The 20,504-nt window shown below is 64.5% G+C and carries 20 protein-coding genes; 11 read left to right on the top strand and 9 right to left on the bottom strand.

All coding sequences use genetic code 11. From position 1 onward, the window contains the following. The first annotated feature begins 11 nt into the window (after positions 1-11). Together F8K16_RS04955 and serB are read left to right on the top strand one after the other, a co-directional pair. Positions 12-437, top strand: a complete 426-nt coding sequence (locus tag F8K16_RS04955; protein WP_294947780.1) for an RDD family protein — start codon at positions 12-14, stop codon at positions 435-437. After that, on the top strand, positions 437-1,267 hold the full coding sequence (gene serB / locus F8K16_RS04950; RefSeq protein WP_294947778.1) for a phosphoserine phosphatase SerB: 831 nt from the start codon (positions 437-439) through the stop codon (positions 1,265-1,267). The genes F8K16_RS04955 and serB overlap by 1 nt, the downstream gene beginning before the upstream one ends. 72 nt (positions 1,268-1,339) lie before the next feature. Here serB and F8K16_RS04945 read toward each other — a convergent pair whose 3' ends face one another. Further along, positions 1,340-2,356, bottom strand: coding sequence for an MBL fold metallo-hydrolase (locus F8K16_RS04945; RefSeq protein ID WP_294947775.1), 1,017 nt, complete (start codon positions 2,354-2,356; stop codon positions 1,340-1,342). Positions 2,357-2,437: 81 nt separating this feature from the next. Here F8K16_RS04945 and exbB point away from each other — a divergent pair, with 81 nt between their 5' ends. Genes exbB through F8K16_RS04925 form a run of 4 tightly spaced genes read left to right on the top strand, consistent with a single transcriptional unit; the run spans position 2,438 to position 4,648 of the window. Further along, positions 2,438-2,869, top strand: coding sequence for a TonB-system energizer ExbB (exbB, locus tag F8K16_RS04940; RefSeq protein WP_294947772.1), 432 nt, complete (start codon positions 2,438-2,440; stop codon positions 2,867-2,869). Then, positions 2,856-3,233, top strand: a complete 378-nt coding sequence (locus tag F8K16_RS04935; protein ID WP_294947769.1) for a biopolymer transporter ExbD — start codon at positions 2,856-2,858, stop codon at positions 3,231-3,233. Before exbB ends, F8K16_RS04935 begins: the two co-directional genes overlap by 14 nt. Further along, positions 3,220-4,143 (top strand): energy transducer TonB, encoded by a 924-nt coding sequence (locus F8K16_RS04930; RefSeq protein ID WP_294947766.1) that lies wholly within the window; start codon positions 3,220-3,222, stop codon positions 4,141-4,143. Before F8K16_RS04935 ends, F8K16_RS04930 begins: the two co-directional genes overlap by 14 nt. Before the next feature lie 40 nt (positions 4,144-4,183). Further along, entirely contained in the window at positions 4,184-4,648 is a 465-nt protein-coding gene (locus F8K16_RS04925; RefSeq protein ID WP_294947763.1) for a SufE family protein, read from the top strand. Positions 4,649-5,262: 614 nt separating this feature from the next. Here F8K16_RS04925 and F8K16_RS04920 read toward each other — a convergent pair. Together F8K16_RS04920 and ilvD are read right to left on the bottom strand one after the other, a co-directional pair. Continuing rightward, positions 5,263-5,724 carry a TerB family tellurite resistance protein gene (locus F8K16_RS04920; RefSeq protein WP_294947760.1) on the bottom strand — a complete coding sequence of 154 codons (462 nt, stop codon included), beginning with the start codon at positions 5,722-5,724 and terminating at the stop codon, positions 5,263-5,265. After that, positions 5,721-7,598 carry a dihydroxy-acid dehydratase gene (ilvD, locus tag F8K16_RS04915; protein WP_294947757.1) on the bottom strand — a complete coding sequence of 626 codons (1,878 nt, stop codon included), beginning with the start codon at positions 7,596-7,598 and terminating at the stop codon, positions 5,721-5,723. Before ilvD ends, F8K16_RS04920 begins: the two co-directional genes overlap by 4 nt. 61 nt (positions 7,599-7,659) lie before the next feature. Between ilvD and argA the strand changes: the two genes are divergently transcribed. Next, positions 7,660-8,952 (top strand): amino-acid N-acetyltransferase, encoded by a 1,293-nt coding sequence (gene argA, locus F8K16_RS04910; protein WP_294947754.1) that lies wholly within the window; start codon positions 7,660-7,662, stop codon positions 8,950-8,952. Further along, on the top strand, positions 8,949-9,575 hold the full coding sequence (gene rnt, locus F8K16_RS04905; RefSeq protein ID WP_294947751.1) for a ribonuclease T: 627 nt from the start codon (positions 8,949-8,951) through the stop codon (positions 9,573-9,575). The genes argA and rnt overlap by 4 nt, the downstream gene beginning before the upstream one ends. Here rnt and F8K16_RS04900 read toward each other — a convergent pair. The 4 genes from F8K16_RS04900 to F8K16_RS04885 form a co-directional block, all read right to left on the bottom strand. Then, complete coding sequence (locus F8K16_RS04900; protein WP_294947748.1) at positions 9,545-10,882, bottom strand: GGDEF domain-containing protein; 1,338 nt, start codon at positions 10,880-10,882, stop codon at positions 9,545-9,547. The two genes, rnt and F8K16_RS04900, sit on opposite strands and share 31 nt — an antisense overlap. Before the next feature lie 2 nt (positions 10,883-10,884). Beyond that, positions 10,885-11,862: a zinc-binding alcohol dehydrogenase family protein gene (locus tag F8K16_RS04895; protein WP_294947745.1), complete on the bottom strand. Its 978-nt coding sequence runs from the start codon at positions 11,860-11,862 to the stop codon at positions 10,885-10,887. Between the two features lie 3 nt (positions 11,863-11,865). Beyond that, positions 11,866-12,231: a Grx4 family monothiol glutaredoxin gene (gene grxD, locus F8K16_RS04890; RefSeq protein WP_294947742.1), complete on the bottom strand. Its 366-nt coding sequence runs from the start codon at positions 12,229-12,231 to the stop codon at positions 11,866-11,868. A gap of 228 nt (positions 12,232-12,459) precedes the next feature. Next, a complete protein-coding gene (locus F8K16_RS04885) occupies positions 12,460-14,244 on the bottom strand; it encodes an N-acetylglutaminylglutamine amidotransferase (protein ID WP_294947739.1) in 1,785 nt (594 codons plus the stop codon). A 161-nt stretch (positions 14,245-14,405) separates the two neighbouring features. Here F8K16_RS04885 and F8K16_RS04880 point away from each other — a divergent pair, with 161 nt between their 5' ends. Genes F8K16_RS04880 through coaE form a run of 3 tightly spaced genes read left to right on the top strand, consistent with a single transcriptional unit; the run spans position 14,406 to position 18,116 of the window. Further along, entirely contained in the window at positions 14,406-15,302 is an 897-nt protein-coding gene (locus tag F8K16_RS04880; RefSeq protein ID WP_294947736.1) for an alpha/beta hydrolase, read from the top strand. Further along, positions 15,277-17,538, top strand: coding sequence for a GGDEF and EAL domain-containing protein (locus F8K16_RS04875; RefSeq protein ID WP_294947733.1), 2,262 nt, complete (start codon positions 15,277-15,279; stop codon positions 17,536-17,538). Before F8K16_RS04880 ends, F8K16_RS04875 begins: the two co-directional genes overlap by 26 nt. Continuing rightward, a complete protein-coding gene (gene coaE / locus F8K16_RS04870; protein WP_294947729.1) occupies positions 17,511-18,116 on the top strand; it encodes a dephospho-CoA kinase in 606 nt (201 codons plus the stop codon). The genes F8K16_RS04875 and coaE overlap by 28 nt, the downstream gene beginning before the upstream one ends. Here coaE and F8K16_RS04865 read toward each other — a convergent pair. Both F8K16_RS04865 and argJ read right to left on the bottom strand, forming a co-directional pair. After that, complete coding sequence (locus tag F8K16_RS04865; protein ID WP_294947725.1) at positions 18,074-19,042, bottom strand: Nudix family hydrolase; 969 nt, start codon at positions 19,040-19,042, stop codon at positions 18,074-18,076. The genes coaE and F8K16_RS04865 overlap by 43 nt on opposite strands. Before the next feature lie 494 nt (positions 19,043-19,536). Continuing rightward, positions 19,537-20,504: bifunctional glutamate N-acetyltransferase/amino-acid acetyltransferase ArgJ (argJ, locus tag F8K16_RS04860; protein WP_294947722.1), on the bottom strand; the 968-nt coding region annotated here is incomplete at its 5' end.

The raw sequence follows: 20,504 nt of genomic DNA, 5'->3' as shown, positions 1-20,504 counted from the left end.
TAATCGCCCCCATGAACCGATCCGATTCAAGTCCTTTTCGCATTCTCGCTGCGGCTTTTTATGACGCCCTGACACTGCTGGCGGTGCTGTTTGTCGCCGGCATTCCCTGGACGCTGGTGATGGGACCCGGCTTCGAGCAGCAGCCGATGAGCGAACTGGCCTGGCAGCTCTACCTGCTGGCAATCGCCTATGCCTTCTTTGCCTGGTTCCACGTGCAGGGCCATCCCACCCTGGGCGAGAAGGCGTGGGGCCTGTGCCTGCGCCGCACCGATGGCGGCCCGGTGGACTGGTATCACTACAACAGACGTTTCGCCGCCGTGCTGCTGTCGCTGGCCACCCTGGGACTGGGCTGGCTGTGGGTCTTTTTCGGCGGCCAGACTTTGCATGACCGACTGGCCGGCACTAGAATCACCGCCTGCACAACGGAGAGCCATTGATGACCACCTACATCGTTCACAGCAACGCCCTCAGTTACGAGCAGGTGCGCCAGCTCACCCACGGCATCGGCCAGCCGGTCAAACTGGCGGAGCACTATCGCATCGAACGACCGCAGCCGCTCGAACAGGACAGACTGGAAGCGCTCCGGCGGCAGCTTGAGCTGGACATCAACCCCGTGCCGGCGGGCTTCGACCCGAACGAAGTGCGCCTGCTGATCTCCGACATGGATTCCACCCTCATCGCCATCGAATGCGTGGACGAGATTGCCGACAAGGTGGGCATCAAACCACAGGTGGCCGCCATTACCGAAGCGGCCATGCGCGGCGAACTGGATTTCGAAAGCTCGCTGAGAAAGCGGGTCGCCCTGCTGGAAGGCCTGCCCACCCATGAGCTGGAATGCGTCTATGAGGAGCGGCTGACGCTCAATCCGGGTGCCGAGAAACTCATCGCCGGACTCAAGGCGCGCGGCATCCGTTTCGCGCTGGTCTCCGGCGGCTTCACCTTCTTCACCGAGCGCCTGAAGCAGGAGCTGGGGCTGGACTACGCCCGCGCCAATGTGCTGGCGGTTGAAGACGACCGGCTGACCGGCCGGGTGGAGGGCGACATCGTCACCGCACAGACCAAGGCGCAGTATCTGCTGGAGCTGTGCGACACGCTGGGCATCACACCGAAACAGGCCATCGCCGTCGGCGACGGCGCCAACGATCTGGAAATGATGAAGCTGGCCGGCCTGTCGGTGGCCTACCACGCCAAACCCGCCGTCCGCGCCGAAGCAGACGCGGCGCTGGATTACCGCGGACTGGACGCCATTCTCGACTTTCTCGCCTGAAAAATTCCTTACCGGAAAACAAAAAACCCGCCGAACGGCGGGTTTTCTGCATGAAAAGCGCCAGTTGCGAACTTACAGCATGGCGTTTTCGTACTCCTGCACCGCCACGGCAATGAACTTGCCCAGCGTGCTGTTGTAGCCCGGCCATTTGCTGGCCACATTCTTCATGAACGGCTCCTCCATGATCTTGGGCTTCATCTCGAAGTCTGCCAGCCCCTCCTCATAGTATTTGGCCACATCATCCCAGATGGTCTTGAAGAAGGTCAGGTGATCCTTGAACAGGGCCACGCCGTCGTGCGGGCCGTGCCCCGGAATGATGGTGTGACCGTCAAAGGCCCTGATCCACTGCTGCATGGCATCGATGGTGCCGCGGAAGGAACCGTCGGAGGCATTGGCAATGCGGCGCATGGCCACATCTCCACTGTAGATCACCTTGTCCTCCACCACTTCCACCATCAGGTCGGACTCGGTATGCACCTTGTTGTCATAATCAGGGTTCTGGTAGTGGTGAATCTTCAGCGTCACATCACCGAAGTTCAGCGTCTCACCGCCCTTGAGCGTGCGGTTGGGCGGCGTGATCACCGTGCCGGTGATGGCATTGTCGGTCAGACGCTGGAAAAAATCGAACCAGAACTTGCCCTCACCGTCCTTGATCTTCTGCATCATGGCCGGGTGACCGTAGATGGGCACGTCGGGATACGCCTGCACGAAGGCGTGGTTGCCCAGCCAGTGGTCACCATGGTAGTGGGTGTTGATCACCGCCACTACCGGCTTGTCTGTCAGCTTGCGGATCTGACGCAGCACCATCTCGCCGATCTGCACGGAACTGCCGGTCTCCAGCACCACCACGCCCTTCTGGGTGATGATGATGCCCGGATTGCTGAAGAAACCGTGGTTCTCAGGATTGGGTTCCGGGTCTTTCGCCAGAATGTAGTAGCAGCGGTCGGTCACCTTGGTCACCGGCTGATCCGGCATCGGGGGGGCCTTGAACTCCTGCAGTTCCTCCGCCAGGGCAAACAGCGGGTTGAGCACGCTGGCGCCCGCGCCTGCCGCCATCACCGTCCTGAAAAAGTCGCGCCGTTTCATCATCACGCCTCCATACTCTCGCAAGGGTTGACCAAAAACCTTTCCTATAATGTGCTCATCATAGCCAAAGGGAAGAAAATTGCCATGATGCATTGGCTTCAACAGTGGCTGGACCCGATCATCTTCTCTCTGCTAGGGGCCATGTTCTTCGTGGTCGTCTGGCTGGCCATCGAGCGCTGGCTCTATTTCCGCAAGGCCCGGCCGGAACGCTTCTTCAGCGTGGAAGAGGCCCGCATCGAGACCACCCGCAACCTGACGCTCATCGCCAGCATCGGCGCCAATGCGCCCTATGTGGGCCTGCTCGGCACCGTGCTGGCGATCATGCTCACCTTCTGGCAGGTGGGCCAGGCCGGCAACCTGTCCACCCAGGCCATCATGCTGGGGCTGGCCATGGCGCTCAAGGCCACCGCCGGCGGCATTCTGGTGGCCATTCCCAGCATGATGCTCTACAACGCCCTGCTGCGCCGCGCCGAAGTCATCCAGCTGCAGGTTCAGGCCCGCCATGCGCAAGTTTGACCAGATCAACGTCATTCCGCTGATCGACGTCATGCTGGTGTTGCTGGCGGTGGTCATGGTCACCGCCTCCTTCATCACCCTGGACCGCCTCGGACTGGAACTGCCCCAGACCCAGAGCACCCAGCAGGCCAACCCGCCGGAGAAGGCGCTTGATGTGGCACTGGACGCCCAGGGTCAGCTTTACATTGCCGGCCAGCCGGCCACCCTTCCCCAGCTGAGCGCCCGGCTGCGGCAGCACCGTGCCGTCACCCTGCGGGTAGACCGCCGCTGCCGTTTCGAACACTTCGTCGCCGTGGCCGAACGCATCAAGGCGGTGCATCCCACACCGCAACTGACCATCCTTACCGAGCATGTCCAGCCGTAAGCGCCACCTGCTGGCCTTTGCCCTTACCCTGCTGCTGGTACTGCCGCCCCTGCTGTGGCTGGCGGCCCGGCTGGGCCATGCACAGGCGCCCGCCTCCGCCGGCCATGCCGTACCCATCCGGCTGAGCGAGCTGGCGCCGGCCGTACCCCGAACACCTGCCAGGAAGTCAGCACCAGCCCGAACAGCGCCGCCTGCCAAGGCCGCTGACAAGCCCGCGCCCGCACCGAACAGGCCCCACAAAAATGCGGTGGAAAAGTCCACCCGTTCCACACCGCCACCCAAACGCACGCTCCAAAAGCCCCCCAAAGCAAAACCCCGGCCCGCCAAGCCCCGCAAAACGCCGGCAAAGCCGCCTGTGCGCAAGACCATGCCCACGAAACCCGCGCCTGCAAAACCGGCCAGACCCGCTCCGCCCCGGCATAACACAGCGCCCCAGACTTCCCGGCATACTGCCAGCACGGAACCTCCGAGGAACCCCCTCAGGCGACAGCCGACGGCCTCGGACCGGCCCGCTCCGGCCCAATCCGCCCACAGCGCAGCACCCGCTCCAACGCCCGCCGCGACCGCGCCTGCGCCGGCGGCACCGCCCACCCCGCCCGCATGGCTGGGCGAACGCCAGCGCTATCTGGACCGTCTGCGTCAGCACATCGCCCGACTCGCTCAGGACACCTATCCCTACCGTGCCCGTCGGCTGGGCATGCAGGGCACGGTCACCCTCCACTTCACCCTCCATCCGGACGGACGCATCGACCGGCTGAGCGTGCGGCAGCGCAGCGGCCACGAGGTGCTGGACGAAGCCGCCCGTGCCATCATCGAAGAGGCAATGGGCAGCCGCTTCGACCCTTTCCCACCCGCGCTGCCGCACCAGCCCATCGAGGTCACCATCCCGATCCGCTACCGCTTGCGCTAAAATGCCCGCTCACTGCGGCACGCACGCACAAGGAGGCCCCATGGAACTGACCCCACCGGACAAGAGTATCGAAGACGTTCAGCGCGAGCTGGTCGAGCGTTTCAGCCGCTATGACAACTGGAAGGACCGCTACAAGCTGCTGATCGACATGGGCAAGCAGCTGCAGGCCATGCCTGAGGAATACAGAACGGAAGAAAACCGCATCCACGGCTGCCAGTCGCAGGTGTGGCTCCATGTGGAGGAAAAGGACGGGCGCCTCTACTTTCAGGGCATGAGCGACGCGGCCATCGTCTCCGGTCTTGTGGCCATGCTGCTGACCGTCTACAACGGCCGCACGCCGGAGGAGATCCTCAAGGCGCCGCTGGACTTCCTCAAGGAAATGGGCCTGCTGCAGCACCTCTCCCCAAACCGGGCCAACGGCCTGTATCACATGATCAAGCGCATTCAGAAGGCGGCCAAGGAGGCGCTGATCCGCCGCATCAAGGCACAGCAGAACGCCCACTGACCGTCCCATCTGCCTACCGGCTCACACCGGGCCGGCGGCATTTCCGGCAGCGGGTAGCCGCCATACCCGCCTGACCCTGATTACCTCCTCAATCCACCCGGAACACCTCCTAAGCACAGGTTTTTCCCTACGCCGCGGCTGCGGCTGAAAATCGATCCCGCAAAATCGGGGGAGACCCCATTGCTGACCGGACGACCATCCCAATCGCCGACAGTTTCCTGCCACCGAGACGAGAGGCGAAATGGCCGCCATTGCCGTCAGGCATGATGCCGAACAGGCGGAAAAGGTGTCGACAGGGAAAGAAAGAACGCCCACCCGCTGGGAAAAAGCGGCTCATGCGCCCGAAAGCCAGGGAGAAACTCGGTGGCACCACAGCGGCATTCGGCAAAATCAGGGGAGACCCCGTGGAAACGGGGTTTTCCGCTCATATGCGGCAGGTTTTCAGGCGCAACGCCGAGCGGCCAGAAACCGAAATGGCAAAAATGGGGGAGACCCCATGGCGGGACGGCAATCCTGCGGCAGTCATGGGTGAGGATCAGGCTGTCAGACCGCAGGATGCGGACATGTCACTCGCGGCCGGTGCGGCAGCCTGCAAAAACGGGGGAGGCCCCGTCTCAGGCGCGGTGCTGGCTGGCGGCCTCCTCGATCAGCTGCTCGCCTTCCCAGAACCAGTCGAACAGCTGGCGCACCCAGCGCTCCAGCCGCATGAGGAAGTCCGGATCGTTCAGGCCCATGGTCTGCGCAAGCGCGAACACCTTGTCCCGCTCCTCATCGCTGAAGTGGCCGTCCTTGTAGGCCAGGCGGATGAGCTGCTGCAGGGCGATCACCCGGGACTCCTGCGACTTGAACACCCCGGCCAGTTCCTCCAGCGAGCGCTTTTCCGCCCGCTCGAAATCAATGTCGATGCCGAAATGGGCCATGTAGGCGTTGAGATAGCGCTTCTCTTCCTCGGAGAACTCGCCATCCGCGCCGGCCAGCTGCACCGCCAGATCGAACAGCGCCTGCTGCTCCTCCGGCGTCAGATTGTCCACGAACAGAAAGTAGCAGCCGCGCTGACGGCCGGTGTCGATGTTCATGCCTCATCCTCCCGCTGCACGCAGTGTTCGATCTGTTCCACCTTGCGCACGGCCCCATAGGCCGCGCTGGTGGTCATGGCCGCGTAGGCTCGCAGCGCTGCCGACACTTTACGGGGCCGAGGTTTGGCCGGCTTCCACGCCGCCTTGCCCCTGGCTTCCATGCGGCGGCGGCGCTCGGCCAACTCCTCGTCGGACACCTTCAGATGAATGGTGCGTGCCGGAATGTCGATCTCGATGATGTCGCCGTCCTCCACCAGGCCGATGTTGCCGCCTTCGGCCGCCTCCGGCGACACATGGCCGATGGACAGCCCCGAGGTGCCGCCGGAGAAACGCCCGTCGGTCAGCAGCGCGCACACCTTGCCCAGCCCCTTGGACTTGAGGTAGCTGGTGGGATAGAGCATCTCCTGCATGCCGGGGCCGCCCTTGGGGCCCTCATAGCGGATGATGACCACCTCGCCCGGCTGCACCTCGCCGCCGAGAATGCCGTTGACCGCGTCCTCCTGGCTCTCGTAGATGCGCGCCTTGCCGGTGAATTTGAAGATTTCCTCGTCCACGCCGGCGGTCTTGACGATGCAGCCGTCCAGTGCGATGTTGCCGTAGAGCACCGCCAGACCGCCTTCTTCGGTGTAGGCGTGTTCCAGATCGCGCACGCAGCCGTTGACCGGGTCGTCGTCCAGTGTGCCCCAGCGGCGGTCGCAGCTGAACGGCTCCGTGGTGCGCACACCGCAGGGCGCCGCCTTGTACCATTCGATCACCTCCGGCGACGGATTGCGGCGGATGTCCCACTTGTCGATGGCCTCCCCGATGGTGGGTTCATGCACTGTGTGGCAGTCGCGATGGATCAGACCGCCCCGGTCCAGCTCGCCCAGAATGCGCATGATGCCGCCGGCGCGGTGCACGTCTTCCATGTGGTAGATCTTGGAGTTGGGCGCCACCTTGACCAGATTGGGCACCTTGCGGGAAATGCGGTCGATGTCCGCCATGGTGAAGTCCACCTCCGCCTCCTGCGCTACCGCCAGCAGATGCAGCACCGTATTGGTGGAGCCGCCCATGGCCACATCCAGCGCCATGGCGTTCTCGAACGCCTCGAAGGTGGCGATGCTGCGCGGCAGCACCGAGTCGTCATCCTGCTCATAGTAGCGACGGGTGATTTCCACGATGCGCCGGCCCGCCTGTTCGAACAGCTTTCTGCGGTCGGCATGGGTGGCCAGCATGGAACCGTTGCCCGGCAGACCCAGCCCCAGCGCCTCCACCAGGCAGTTCATGGAGTTGGCGGTGAACATGCCGGAGCAGGAGCCGCAGGTGGGGCAGGCGCTCTCCTCCACCTGCTCCACCGCCTCGTCAGTGCAGTGGTCATCCGCCGCCATCACCATGGCGTCCACCAGATCCAGCTTGATCTCCTGCCCGCCCAGCACCGTCTTGCCGGATTCCATCGGCCCGCCGGAGACGAAGATGGTGGGAATGTTGAGCCGCATGGCCGCCAGCAGCATGCCCGGAGTGATCTTGTCACAGTTGGAGATGCACACCAGCGCATCGGCGCAGTGGGCGTTGACCATGTACTCCACTGAGTCGGCGATCAGCTCCCGCGAAGGCAGGGAGTAGAGCATGCCGTCATGCCCCATGGCAATGCCGTCGTCCACCGCGATGGTGTTGAACTCCTTGGCGATGCCGCCCGCTTCCTCAATCACCCGCGCCACCAGCTGGCCCATGTCCTTCAGGTGCACATGGCCGGGCACGAACTGGGTGAAGGAGTTGGCAATCGCGATGATCGGCTTGCCGAAGTCCTCGCCTTTCACGCCGGTGGCGCGCCACAGGGCGCGGGCGCCGGCCATGTTGCGTCCGTGGGTGGAAGTGCGCGAGCGATATTCGGGCATGACGGTCTCCTTTCAGACAATCCATATATAATTGTTTCATTTTCGCACAAAGCCCGGACCCATGCAGAATCAGGACCCGTTCATTCAGGCGCTGCGTCAGGCCTCCCCCTACATCCTCGGCCACCGGGGCAGGACCTGCGTGGTCTATCTGCCCAGCGAGCTGATCGACGACGAGGCCATGCTGCGCCGCACCCTGCAGGATCTGATGCTGCTGCACAGCCTCGGCCTGCGCCTGATTCTGGCCACCGGCCTGCGCCACCAGTTCGACCGGGTGCTGGAGGCCGCCGGCGAACCGGTGCTCTTTTCCGGACAGCAGCGCATCACCCCCGCCTCCGCCCTCCCCCATCTGGCCGGGGAGACCGGCCGGCTGGCCAGCCGGCTGCAGGCGCTGGTCTCCTGCCGCACGGAGAGTCAGGAAGGCCGCAGCCTGCCGCCGGTGATCGCGCTGGGCAACTGGGTCATCGCCCAGCCCCGTGGCGTGCTGCAGGGCATCGACTACCAGCACACCGGCCGGGTGCGCAAGGTGCAGGTGGAGGCGATCGAAGCGGCGCTGGCGCAGGGGCAGATCCCGCTGCTGACGGCGGTCACCCCTTCCTTCACCGGCGAGCTGTTCAACCTCAACGCGCTGGAGCAGGCCTGCGCCGTGGCCAGCGCCCTGCAGGCTGACAAGCTCATTCTGCTGCTGCCAGAGGCCGACCTGCCCGAGCTGCCGCGCCAGCTCAACGCGCGCACCCTGCAACAGCTGCAACACCGCCACTGGCTGCTGCCGCGGCTGGCGGAGATCAGCGGCAACGTGCGCCGCATCCACCTGCTGAACGCCTTCGCCGAGGGCGCCCTGCTCAAGGAGCTGTTCACGCTCGACGGAGTGGGCAGCCTTATCTTCGCCGACCGGTATCACGAAATCCGTCAGGCCACCATCGATGATGTGGGCGGCATTCTGGCGCTGATCGAACCGCTGGAGCAGGCCGGTGTGCTAGTGCGGCGCGAGCGGGAAAAACTGGAGGCCGAGATCGCCAACTTCCTCGTGGTGGTGCGTGACAGCCACATCATCGGCAGCGCCGCCCTCTACCCCATTGACGACCATGCCGGCGAGATCGCCTGCCTGGCAGTGGATCCGGACTACCGCAACCAGGGCATCGGCGCCGAGCTGCTGGAGGCGCTGGAGGCCCGCGCCCGCAGTCTGCGGCTCGACGCCCTCTACCTGCTCACCACCCAGACCCAGCACTGGTTCGTGCAGCAGGGCTTCCGCGAGGTGGGGCCGGAGGCGCTGCCGGCGCCGCGGCAGGCGCTCTACAACCGTCAGCGCGGCAGTCACGTCTATTTCAAACCCCTGCATCAGGAGACAGTTCAGTGAGCGGTCAGCCCGTCACCCGCATCAATCAGCGCTTCCGCGGCTTTCTGCCGGTGGTGGTGGACGTGGAGACCGCCGGCTTCGACCCTCACCGGAGCGCGCTGCTGCAGGTGGCCGCCTGCATTCTGCGCATGGATGAAGCGGGGCAGCTCCATGTCGCGGACGAATACGAAGTAGAGGTAATGCCGTTCGAGGGTGCCGACATCAATCCGGAAGCGCTCAAGTTCAACGGCATCGAAGACCCGTTCACGCCGCTGCGTGGCGCCGTCAGCGAGCGGGAGGCGATGCAGACCCTGTTCGAACCGATCCGGGACGAAGTGAAGGAGACCGGCTGCACCCGCGCCATTCTGGTGGGGCACAACGCCTTTTTCGACCTGAGCTTCGTTCAGGCGGCGGCGGAACGGGCCGGCGTCAAGTCCCCCTTCCACCGTTTCAGCACCTTCGACACCGTGACCCTGGCGGGCCTGGTCTATGGGGAAACGGTGCTGGCCAAGGCGGTCAAGGCCGCCGGCATCGAATGGGACCAGAAGCAGGCCCACAGCGCCCTCTATGACACCCGCAAGACCGCAGAGCTGTTCTGCCAGATCGTCAACGCTCACCCGCTGGTGCGGCCCGCCTCCGCCTGATCCGCATCGGACGTATCGGACCCGAACACCCCGCACATGACCCGGTTGCGACCGTTGCGCTTGGCCTCATACAGCAGCGCGTCGGCCCGGCCGACCAGCGCCTCCGGCGCCTCGCGGATGGCATCGACCGGCACATGGAGCACGCCCAGGCTCATCCGCGGGTCGATCACCTCGCCCTCGAAGACGATCTTGAGCCGTTCCACCCCGGTGCGGATGCGCTCGGCCACCTCGCACAGGTTCTCCCGCTCGATGCTGCTGATCAGCAGCAGAAACTCCTCGCCCCCATAGCGGATGGCCACATCCCGGTCGCGCAGATGGCGGCGCAGCTCCGCCGCCACCGCCTTGAGCACCGCGTCCCCAGCCGGATGGCCGAAGGTGTCATTGATACGCTTGAAATGGTCGATGTCGGCCATGATCACCCCCAGCCCCCGATGCAGGCGCACGCAGTCGCGCTTGACCCGGGTGAAGGTCAGCTCCAGATCATGACGGGTCAGCAGACCGGTGAGCGGGTCGTGCTTCATCTGCTCCACCACCACCTCGGCCTCCGCCGCCATCATCTGGTTGAACATGGCCATGGAGATGGCATACAGGCGCGAGAGCATGAAGGTGGCCAGCATGGCATTGCCTTCGGCCAGAAAGTGATCCAGCCCCAGCGCCACCCTGTGCTGTTCTCTGTGCAGATGGTGCAGGGCAGCCCGCTGTGGGCCTCGCATGGGCATGGTCTCGATCAGCCCGTGCAGCGGGCACTGCTCTGCGGACTGAATGACCTTGCTGCCCAAGTTGCGCTCACCCTTGAGCCAGCGGTGGGCGACCTCCTCGAACCAGTCCAGCGGCCGGGTCAGATAGTCGCTTTCAGCATCCTCCAGCACGAGCAGATCGAGACTGTGATGCAGTTGCCGCACACTGTCCACATACTCCCGCAGCTGGCAGTCGAAATAGCCCTGCGCCAGATGGCGCTCGATCTCCTCGAACCATGCATAGAGCCACTCCGGCGGCATGACATGGTAGTCATTGAGCCTGTCACGGATGACCGTCAGCCCCGCCAGCACATCCTCGTAGGCCACACCGATGCGCACATGCAGCACCCCCAGGTCGTAGTAGTGACGGGCGAAGTCCTCTTCCGACAGGGTCAGCGCCTTCTTGAAGCTCTCCTTCTGCGCCTGAATCAGTCGGTCAATCTGCTCCTGCGAAGTAAAGTAGCCGCGAAAATGCTCCGATCCGGTCAGATAGTCATAGAAGGCGGCAAAGGCCGCTTCCAGCATCTCGTCGCTGATGCGCGCCCGCACCTGTTGGAACTGTTCATGCATCCTCAAGGCTCCTGCGGCAGGGTCAGCACGCCCTTGCCGATCATGCGACCCGACCTGACTTCCTCAAAGGCTCGGGCCAATGTCTCCGGACTCAGTTCACCCCAGTCGGTGCGTGCGATGCCGCGCAGCTGCCCGCCGTCCACCCAGCGGGCGATGCGGCGCAGCCATGCCCCCTGTCGCTCCGGCGCCACGCCATGCTTGGCGCGGGTGAACATGAAGGTCCACTCGAAACCGACGGACTTGTCCTTGAACAGATTGATGTCCACCGGGCCTTTCGCACTGGCCAACGCGCATACCCGGCCGAAGGGTCGTACCGCCTGCGCCATGGCTTCCAGCGTGTCGTTCAGGTTGTGGGCGGCGTTGAGAATCCAGTCCGCTTCGATGCCAGCCACGGCGTCATGGCCAATGACCTCATCCGCCCCCAGCGCCCGGCACCAGGCGGCGCTCTCCTCACGGGAGGCGGTGGCCATCACCTCGGCCCCAGCCAGCCGACCCAGCTGAATGGCCATGGAGCCGACGCCACCGGCCCCATTGATCACCAGCAGCCGCCCATCGGCGGGAAACGGCAGCGCCAGGTGCTCGAACAGGGACTCCGCCGCCGTCAGGCTGACCAGCGGCAGCGCCGCCGCCTCGGCGAAGGAGAGGCTTTCGGGCTTGCGAGCCACAAGGCGGGCATCCACCCGCTGATGGGTGGCGAAGCTGCCGTCTCGGGTGACATCGCCGGCGTAGAACACTTCGTCTCCGGGCGCAAAATCCGTCACGCCCTCACCCACCGCCTCCACCACGCCGGCGGCGTCAAAGCCCAGCACCTTCTCTTGTCCCGGTCTGAGGGCGGCGAAAAGCTTGGTGTCCACCGGATTGACGGATACGGCGTGCACCCGCACCACAAGTTCGCCCGCTGCGGGCGCAGGCGGCGCGCTGTCACGCACCTGCCAGACCGCGCCGCTTTCCGTGCCGACCGCGACCCACTGGCGCATCATGCCTCAGCCCTCCTCGCCCGCCTTCTCGGCATGCTTTGCATTGGCCTCGGCCATCATCTTCTTCAGCTCGCCGCTTTCGGCCAGCTCCAGGGTGATGTCGCACCCCCCGACCAGCTCGCCGTCGATGTAGATCTGCGGAAAGGTGGGCCAGTCCTGATACTTGGGCAGGAACTCGAACACCGCCGGGTCCGCCAGCACGTTGACGAAGCCGAACTTCTCGCCGGTGTCGATCAGCGCCTGCGCCGCCCGGGCGGAGAAGCCGCACGAAGGCATCTGCGGCGTGCCCTTCATGAAGATGACCACCGGGTTGTTCTTGACGATCTGGTCGATCTTCTCCAGCGTTTCCTTTTCAATCTGTGCCTGATCCATTCTGGTTCCTCCATCTTTATATTGGCCAAAGTGAACAGAGGGGCGATCCGCCCGCGCTGCGATTTGTGGAGCCGCCCCGGTGGCTGTTGGCGTCAGAGGCGGATCAGCACGGCGCAAACTCCCTGTGGTCAGACACGCGCCGTGCCCGCCTTAAGCCTTACAGCCACCCGGCGGCGGAACCCATGAGCGAGGAGGCGGATCGCACCTGCAATCCTTTAACGACTAATCCTACCACGCAATGCCGTCCACCACCTGCTGCAGCCACAGCTCCAGCAGCGCCAGCTGCCACAGCTTGCTGCCCTGAATGGCGGTGTAGGCCCAGTCCGCCTCCGGCTCGCGCAGCAGCTTCTCCACATAGGCCGGGTTGAACAGCCCGCGCTGACGGGCCCGCTCCGAGGTCAGAATCTCGCGCATGAAGGCGTAGAACTCCCCACGCACATATTTGAGCGCCGGCATGGGAAAGGCCACCTTGGGCCGGTCCACCACCTTGTCCGGCAACAGGCCGCGGGCGATGCGCTTGAGAATGTACTTGCCGCCATCGCGCAACTTCAGCTCCGGCGGCAGTTCGAACGCCTTCTCCACCAGCTGATAGTCGAGAAACGGCACCCGCGCCTCCAGCCCCCACGCCATGGTCATGTTGTCCACCCGCTTGACCGGGTCGTCCACGATCAGCGTGGTGACATCAAAGCGCAGCACCTGGTCCATGAAGGTGTCCGCGCCGGGCATGTCGAGCGCCTGTTCCACCAGCGCGCGGGTGACATCCTCAATGTGGTAGCGGTCGGCGACCGTTTCAAGCCATTCCTCATGTGTGCGGTCGAAATAGTGGGGCGCGAAGCGCTCGATGGGTTCGCCTTCGGCCGCCTGCATCAGCGGATACCAGAAGTAGCCGGCGAAGACCTCGTCCGCCCCCTGTCCGGTCTGCACCACCTTCACATGGCGGCTCACCTGCTCGGCCAGCAGATAGAAGCCGATGGCGTCCTGCCCGAACATGGGCTCGCTCATGGCGCGCACCGCCTCCGGCAGACGCGCCAGCGCCGCCTCGTTGGGAATGAGGAACTTCTCATGCCGGGTGCCGAAATGCTGCGCCACCGCGTCGGCGTATTCGAATTCGCTGCCCTTCTCCTCCGGCGCGTCCTCGAAACCGATGGTGAAGGTACGCAGGTCTTCCGCGCCCGCCTCGGCCAGCAGCCCGACGATCAGACTGGAGTCGATGCCTCCCGAAAGCAGCACACCCACCGGCACGTCGGCCGCCTGCATGCGCTCACGCACCGCCTGTTGCAGATGCTCACGGATGATCTCCACCCATTCCGCCTCATCCGGCAGCGGATCGGGCCGGCGGGCGTCCAACTGCCACCAGCGCCGCGTGATCAGCTCGCCATTGGGCTGCATCAGCATCCAGTGGGCCGGCGGCAGCTTGCGCACGCCCTTGAGAATCGTGTGGGGCGCTGGCACCACGCCATGGAGGGTCAGCTGATGGTGCAGCCCGACAGGGTCAATCCCGGTGTCCACTTCACCGGTGGCCAGCAGTGCCTGTACATTGGAGGCGAACAGCAGGCCGCCTTCGACCGGCGCATAGTAGAGCGGCTTGATGCCGAAACGGTCACGGGCCAGCCACAACTGCTGCTGATGATCATCCCACAGGGCGAAGGCGAACATGCCGTCCAGACGGCTCAGACAGTCGATGCCCCACTGACGGAAGGCCTTGAGGATCACCTCCGTGTCGGAGTGGGAGCGGAAGACATGCCCCAGCGCCTCCAGCTCCGCACGCAGCGCCTGCCAGTTGTAGATGCAGCCGTTGAACGCCAGCGTCAGCTCCCCGTCCACCATGGGCTGATGGCCGGCGGGCGACAGATCGATGATCGCCAGGCGCCGATGTCCCAGCGCCACCTGCCGCTGCTGCCAGATGCCCTCGTCATCGGGGCCGCGACGGGCCAGCGCCTCCAGCATGGGCCGCAGGCGGGCAACGTCGGCTGCCCGACCATCCCAGTGGACGCTCCCGCAGATTCCGCACATGGACCATTCCTCCGTTTCTCATCGGGCGCATTTTACGGCAGCCCGGTGCCGGATACGGGCTTACCGCGCTTGCCGAGGGCCGGAAGCCATGCATAAAATGGCTGCGGTATCAAAAAAACATAAAAACCTGAAACAAAAAAACAGATGAAGAGGAGGGTTCCATGCGCGCATGTCTGCCCGGCTGGCTGACCGGCCTGGTCCTGTGTCTCGTGCTGCTGCCGGCCTCGGCCCGCACCGTCACGCTGACCCTGGAGCGCAACGGCCACCCGCTGACGCTGAGCGCCGACTACCGCCCCGGGGAGACCGGACGCCCTGCGGTGCTGATCCTCCACGGCTTTCTGACCACCAACCGATTCTCCACCGTTCGGGCCATGAGCGAGACCGCTGAAGAACGCGGCCTGACGGTGCTGGCCCCCAACCTCTCCTACTGCTACACCCACCGCCGCGCGCCCCTGCAGTGCACATCCCTGCACCGCCACACCCTGCAGGGCGATCTGCAGGAGCTGGATCACTGGATCGACTGGCTGAAAAAGCAGGGTCACCGACAGGTGATTCTGGTGGGTCATTCCTCCGGCAGCACCCTGCTGCTGGCCTGGACGGCTTCGCGCACACAGACCCCCGTGCACGGTCTGATTCTCACCAGCCTCTTTCCCCTCAGCGGAGGCAGACTGGGCACCCGCTCGGAAGAGATCAGCCTGGCACGCAGCCTGCTCAAGTCAGGCAATCCGCTGCCGAAGAAGTGGCACTTTCTCTACTGCCGCGGCAACTATCTGGCCACGCCGGAGAGCTTTCTGAGCTATGTGGAAGCACTTGACCGTGCCCATATCCTGCAATGGCTGAAATCCGTCAGCCAACGCCTGCCGGTGGAAATCATCATGGGCGGCGCGGACAGGCGCTATGCCAAGGCAGGACGTGACCTGCTCGATGCCTATCGGCAGCAGGGCGCACGGGTAATCGTCATAGAAGGCGCCTCCCATTTCTTTGACGGCGAGCATGAATTCGAACTGCAGGATCATCTGGACAGGCTGCTGAATGAGCTGGAAAAAGAGCATCAGTAAATTCTTCCCCCTCCCCAGCATGGGGTGGATCGGGCTGATCGCGCTGATCAACGCACTGCTGATTGGCGGGGTCATAGCGTGGGGGTTCAAGGACACCAATGAACTCTACGAGCACCACCGCACCGTATTGAAAGAGCAGGCCGAGGCGGAACTTGAAAGCGCCATGAGCCATACCCGGCAGATCCTGGAAAACAATGCCCGTGCGCTGGCTGACTGGGAGGAGCTGCAGCAGCAGTTTGTCGATCCCAGCTATTACCTTTTCTGGCTGAAACAGAGCCTGCCCACCAGTCTCCACTGGCTGCCGGTCACCCGGGAGATCATTCTGTACACACCGGACGGGCGGCCATTGCGGGCCTTCGCCAACCAGCAGCCGGGCCTGCTGCCCGAACAACTGACAGGCGCCCAACTTCACGCTTCCACCTGGCTGCGCGCCGATCCGGTTGAAAACAGACTGACCGCGCTGATCTTCGCGCCGGTGCGTTCGCCGAACGGCCAGCTGCTCGGGCATGTGGGCGTAGCCTATGACTTCGTGCGCGCCCTGATGCTCTACAACACCCTGCGCCTGATACGGCTGGACAGACTCAGAATCATCAGAGATGGCCTGCATCCTTTCGAAAAATGGCCCTCACTGGTCAGAGTGCGGGTCGAAGCCGACCCCGTGGCTACCGAACTGCTCAAGCTCAGCCAACGGATGATGGCCATCCTCGCCATCCTGCTCATCGGCATCTCCCTGTTCAACCTGTGGCTGTTCAACCGGCTGTTCTTTTCCCCCATGCAGACGATCGCCGCGCAGTTCCTGCAGCTGCACCGTTCGAAAGAACAGGCGGAACAGAACGCGCTGGCCACCATGCCGGTGCGGGAAATGCGCCACCTGGGCCGACTGCTCAGCCTGAGCCACAATCGCAAACTGCGCATGCTCGAAAAGCTGAGGAAATCGGAAGCCCACTTCCGCAAACTGGCGCTGACGGACCTGACCGCCCTGCTGCCCAATCGGGAGGCACTCAAGCGCGTCATGGAGAAACGCAAGGGCGAGGGTGTGCTCATCCTCATGGACATCCTCCACTTCCGCGCCCTCAACAACACCTATGGCCCAATCAGGGGTGACCAGCTGCTCAGGGAAATCGGCCAGACGCTCAGACAGCTGGGTGCGCACCAGGGCTTCCACGCCTTCCGTCTCTCGGGAGACGAGTTCGTGCTGCTGCTGGACGCCCCCAAAGACGAAGCCGAACTGCGCTCGCTGATCAATGACCTGTCCCGGCGGGTGGCCGAACAGGTGCCGCAACGGATCGATCTGCCGCACATTCAGCTGCGCACCGTCTATGGCGTCACGCTGCTGGATGACAACTGCGACTTCTCTTGCGCCCTCAGCCGGGCCAATGCGGCACTCGGCTGGTCCAAGGAGCACAACCTGCCCTTCACCCTCTACTCCTCCAGACTGGACGACTATGCCATTCTGCTGGATCATGAACTTGTGGAGCACATCATTCGCGGCGTGGAGCGGGGTGATCACCTCTTGCTCTACCGCCAGCCGGTGGTGAATGCGGACGGCGCCATCGCCTACTACGAGCTGCTGGTGCGCATGGAGCGTGACGAACGCATTCTCAACCCGGCCGAACTGTTCAAGGTCGTGGACCGCCGTCACCTGCACACTCAACTGGACACTACGGTCATCCGCAAGGCGGCCGAACTGCTGGCCCGCGAGGAAATTCCCGCCGGCACCGGGGTGAGCATCAACCTCAATGTGCAGACCCTCATGGCAGGCGATCTTGACCGGCTCACCCGCCCCCTGCTGCCCTTCCTGGGCCACTACACCATCGTGCTGGAGATTCTGGAAACTGCGCTCATCGAAGAGTTCGATCAACTGGTGAGACAGCTGCAGACACTGCGCCGGCACGGCTTCAAGATCGCCCTGGATGACTTCGGCAGCGGCTACTCCTCCCTGCGCTATCTGACCCACCTGCCAGCGGACACGGTCAAGATCGACCGCAGCTTCTCCGAAGTGCTCAAGACGGGGGACAGCAAGGAATTCCTCGTCATGAAAAAATCCCTCGATGCCATTCACACCGCTGGCTACACCATCGTCTTCGAAGGCATCGAGACGGAGCAGATGTACTGCAACGCCCGCAAGCTGGGCGTTGAAGCCATGCAGGGCTACTACTTCAGTGCGCCCAGAGCCGAAACCCCCACCGAACTTCCGGAGCTGCCCCCATGCCCGCCCGACGCGTCATCGCCCTGACCGGCGGACTGTGCGCCGGCAAGAGCCGCGTGGCCGACTGGCTGCGGGAGATCGGCTGGCCGGTGCTGGACGCCGACCGGGCGGCCCGTGAGGTGGTCGCCCCGGACAGCGAGGGGCTGAAACGGGTGGTGGACGCTTTCGGAGAGGCGGTGCTGACGGCGGATGGCCAGCTGGACCGGCCCCGCCTGCGGCAGATCGTGTTCAACGACCCTGCGGCCCGCGAGCAACTTGAAGCCCTGCTGCATCCGCTCATCCATGCACGCCTCCGAGATGAACTGACACATCTGGACACCCCACTGGCATTCGTAGAAATCCCCCTGCTGACCGAAAGCGGGCGGCCGGACTATGTGGACGAGGTGTGGCTGGTGGAGTGTGATGAGGCCACCCGCCTGCGGCGCTGTGTGGAAACCCGTGGCCTTGACGAGGCCACCTGCCACGCCATCATGGCTGCACAGGCTGCACCCGAAGCCCGTCGGGCGGTGGCCGACCACATCATCGACAACAGCGGCGACTGGCCGAGCACCGTCCAACAGCTTCAGGCGCTGCTCCACCAGGCGGAGATGGCCGCCACCCCCTGAAAACCCTTTTCCCGCGCCGAGGGCACCGCCTCGCCGTCCAGCCCGCCCAGCGCATAGACCGGCACCGGCACCAGCTCGATCAGCCGGGCGGCCCGATCCCAGCCCAGGGGCGGTGCCTCAGGGTGTGAGGCCGTGGGCTGAATGGGCGAGAGCACCAGATAGTCCGGCATCCCCCGCAGGGCGGCAGCGATTTCCTCCTGTGAATGCACGGAACAGCCCAGCAGTTTTTCCGGCGGCAGCCAACGCCCGGTCAGATGGTTCAGATAGCGGCTGGGCAGATGCAGCCCGTCAGCCGCCGGCACATCATTGAGCAGCGCCGGGTCGCCGTTGAGCAGCAGCCGGGCGCCATGATCATGACACAGCTTGAGCAGCTGGCGGGCGTGCTGCACATATTCGCCGCGGGAGAGCCACGGCGCGCGCCACTGGATGAGCCGGTGCCCCTGATTGAGCAGCCCCACCACGCGCTCATAGAGCTGCTCCGGACTGTCGAAGGCGCCGGTGATGGCCAGCCGTTCCGGCAGCATGAGCGCCCGCACCATGCCCCGGTTGGCCGGCGGCATGGCCAGCCGTGCGAGCTGCCCGACAGGCACCCACTCCAGCGCCTGTCCCTCCCTTGGAACGGGCGATCCCTCAGAAACCTCGGTTTCCAGCAGCGTCAGATGCAGCCGGCGGTCCTCATAGTCCCACGGATAGGCGATCAGCGGTCGCCAGCGGCTGACCTCCAGCCCCGTCTCCTCGCGCAGTTCACGGCTCAGTGCCGCCTCAGGCGTTTCGCCCGCCTCCACCTTGCCGCCGGGAAAGGCCCACAGCCCACCCTGATGCTGGTCATCCCGACGCCGCTCCAGCAGCACCCGACCATCGCGGCGCACGGCACCCAGCACGATATGGAGGACACTGTCATCAACCGTCATGTTCTCTGCCGTCATACGGGGTCTCCCCCATTTTTACCAAGTCGATCTTCAGCCGCGCTGCCACGCTCCGAAAAAAGCGGGGAAAAGCCCGGAAGACGGGGTCTCCTCCATTTTGCAGGCTGGCGCGCTGGCGCGGCGAAGAAAGCGCGTATTTTTCCCGCTCACCATGGTGTCAAAGCGTTTTTTCTTACCGGAAAAGGCTGTTTACCCGCCTGGCAACGAGGTCTCCCCCGTTTTTGCAAGGTCGATCTCAAACCACGCCGCCACGGCGCGGAAAAATGCCGGAAAAAGCCCCAAAAGCGCGGGAAGACGGGGTCTCCCCCATTTTTACCGGGTCGATTTCCAACCGCGCGGCGGCGTGCCCGAAAAACCTGCCGGAACGGCACAAAAGGTGGCCGTAACGAGGTCTCCCCCATTTTTGCGGCATGATGCCGCACCCGCGTGGTCGGCAGCTGGAAAAACACGGTGGAATGTGGCGAAGGCCGGCGCCTTTCCGCCACAACGGGTGTTCAGGTGCGGTATTCGGCGTTGATGCGCACGTAGTCGTAGGAGAGATCGGTCGTCCAGACGGTCTCCGCCGCGCTGCCCCGGCCCAGCGCGACACGGATGGTGATCTCGTCCCGGTCCATCACCCGCTGGCCGGCTTCTTCGGTATAGTCCGGCGCACGCCCGCCGTCACGCACGATACAGACATCCCCCAGCCAGATGCGCACGGCGTCGATGTCCAGATCCGCCAGCCCCGCACGCCCCACGGCGGCGAGAATGCGCCCCCAGTTGGGGTCGGAGGCGAACAGCGCCGTCTTGACCAGCGGCGAGTGGGCGATGGTGAAGGCCACCAGCAGGCACTCCTCTTCGGTGGCCCCCTCTTCCACCCGCACGGTGACGAATTTGGTGGCCCCTTCGCCATCGCGCACGATCATCTGCGCCAGCTGTCGCATCACATCGGTGACCGCCGTGAGGAAGTCCGCACCCGCAGGCGTGTCCAGATCGGTGATCTCGGCCATGTCGGCCCGTCCGGTGGCGGTGAGGGTGCAGGCGTCATTGGTGGAGGTGTCGCCATCCACGGTGATACGGTTGAAGGAGGCGTCCACCGCCCGCTGCAGCGTCTGCCTGAGCACCGGCTGGCTGACACGGGCGTCGGTGGCCACGAAGGCGAGCATGGTGGCCATGTTGGGATGGATCATGCCGGAACCCTTGGCCATGCCGGTGATGACGATCTCGGCCTCACCCACCCGCACCCGGCGGCTGACCAGCTTGGGCACGGTGTCGGTGGTCATGATGGCGCGGGCGGCCTCAGCCCAGCCGTCCACCCGCAGGTTGGCCAGTGCCGCCGGCAGGCCGGCGTGCAGGCGCTCCATGGGCAGGTTCTCGCCGATGACGCCGGTGGAGAAGGGCAAGACCGCCTCCGGCGCAATACCCAGCTCGTCGGCCAGCCAGCGGCAGGTCTGCAGGGCGTCCCGCATGCCCTGCTCGCCGG

The organism is Sulfurivirga sp., assembly GCF_015490265.1.
In the GTDB taxonomy this organism is placed as follows: Bacteria; Pseudomonadota; Gammaproteobacteria; order Thiomicrospirales; family Thiomicrospiraceae; genus Sulfurivirga.
Note: the sequence above shows the minus strand (reverse complement) of the source record. Positions and strands in the feature narration are given on the sequence as shown.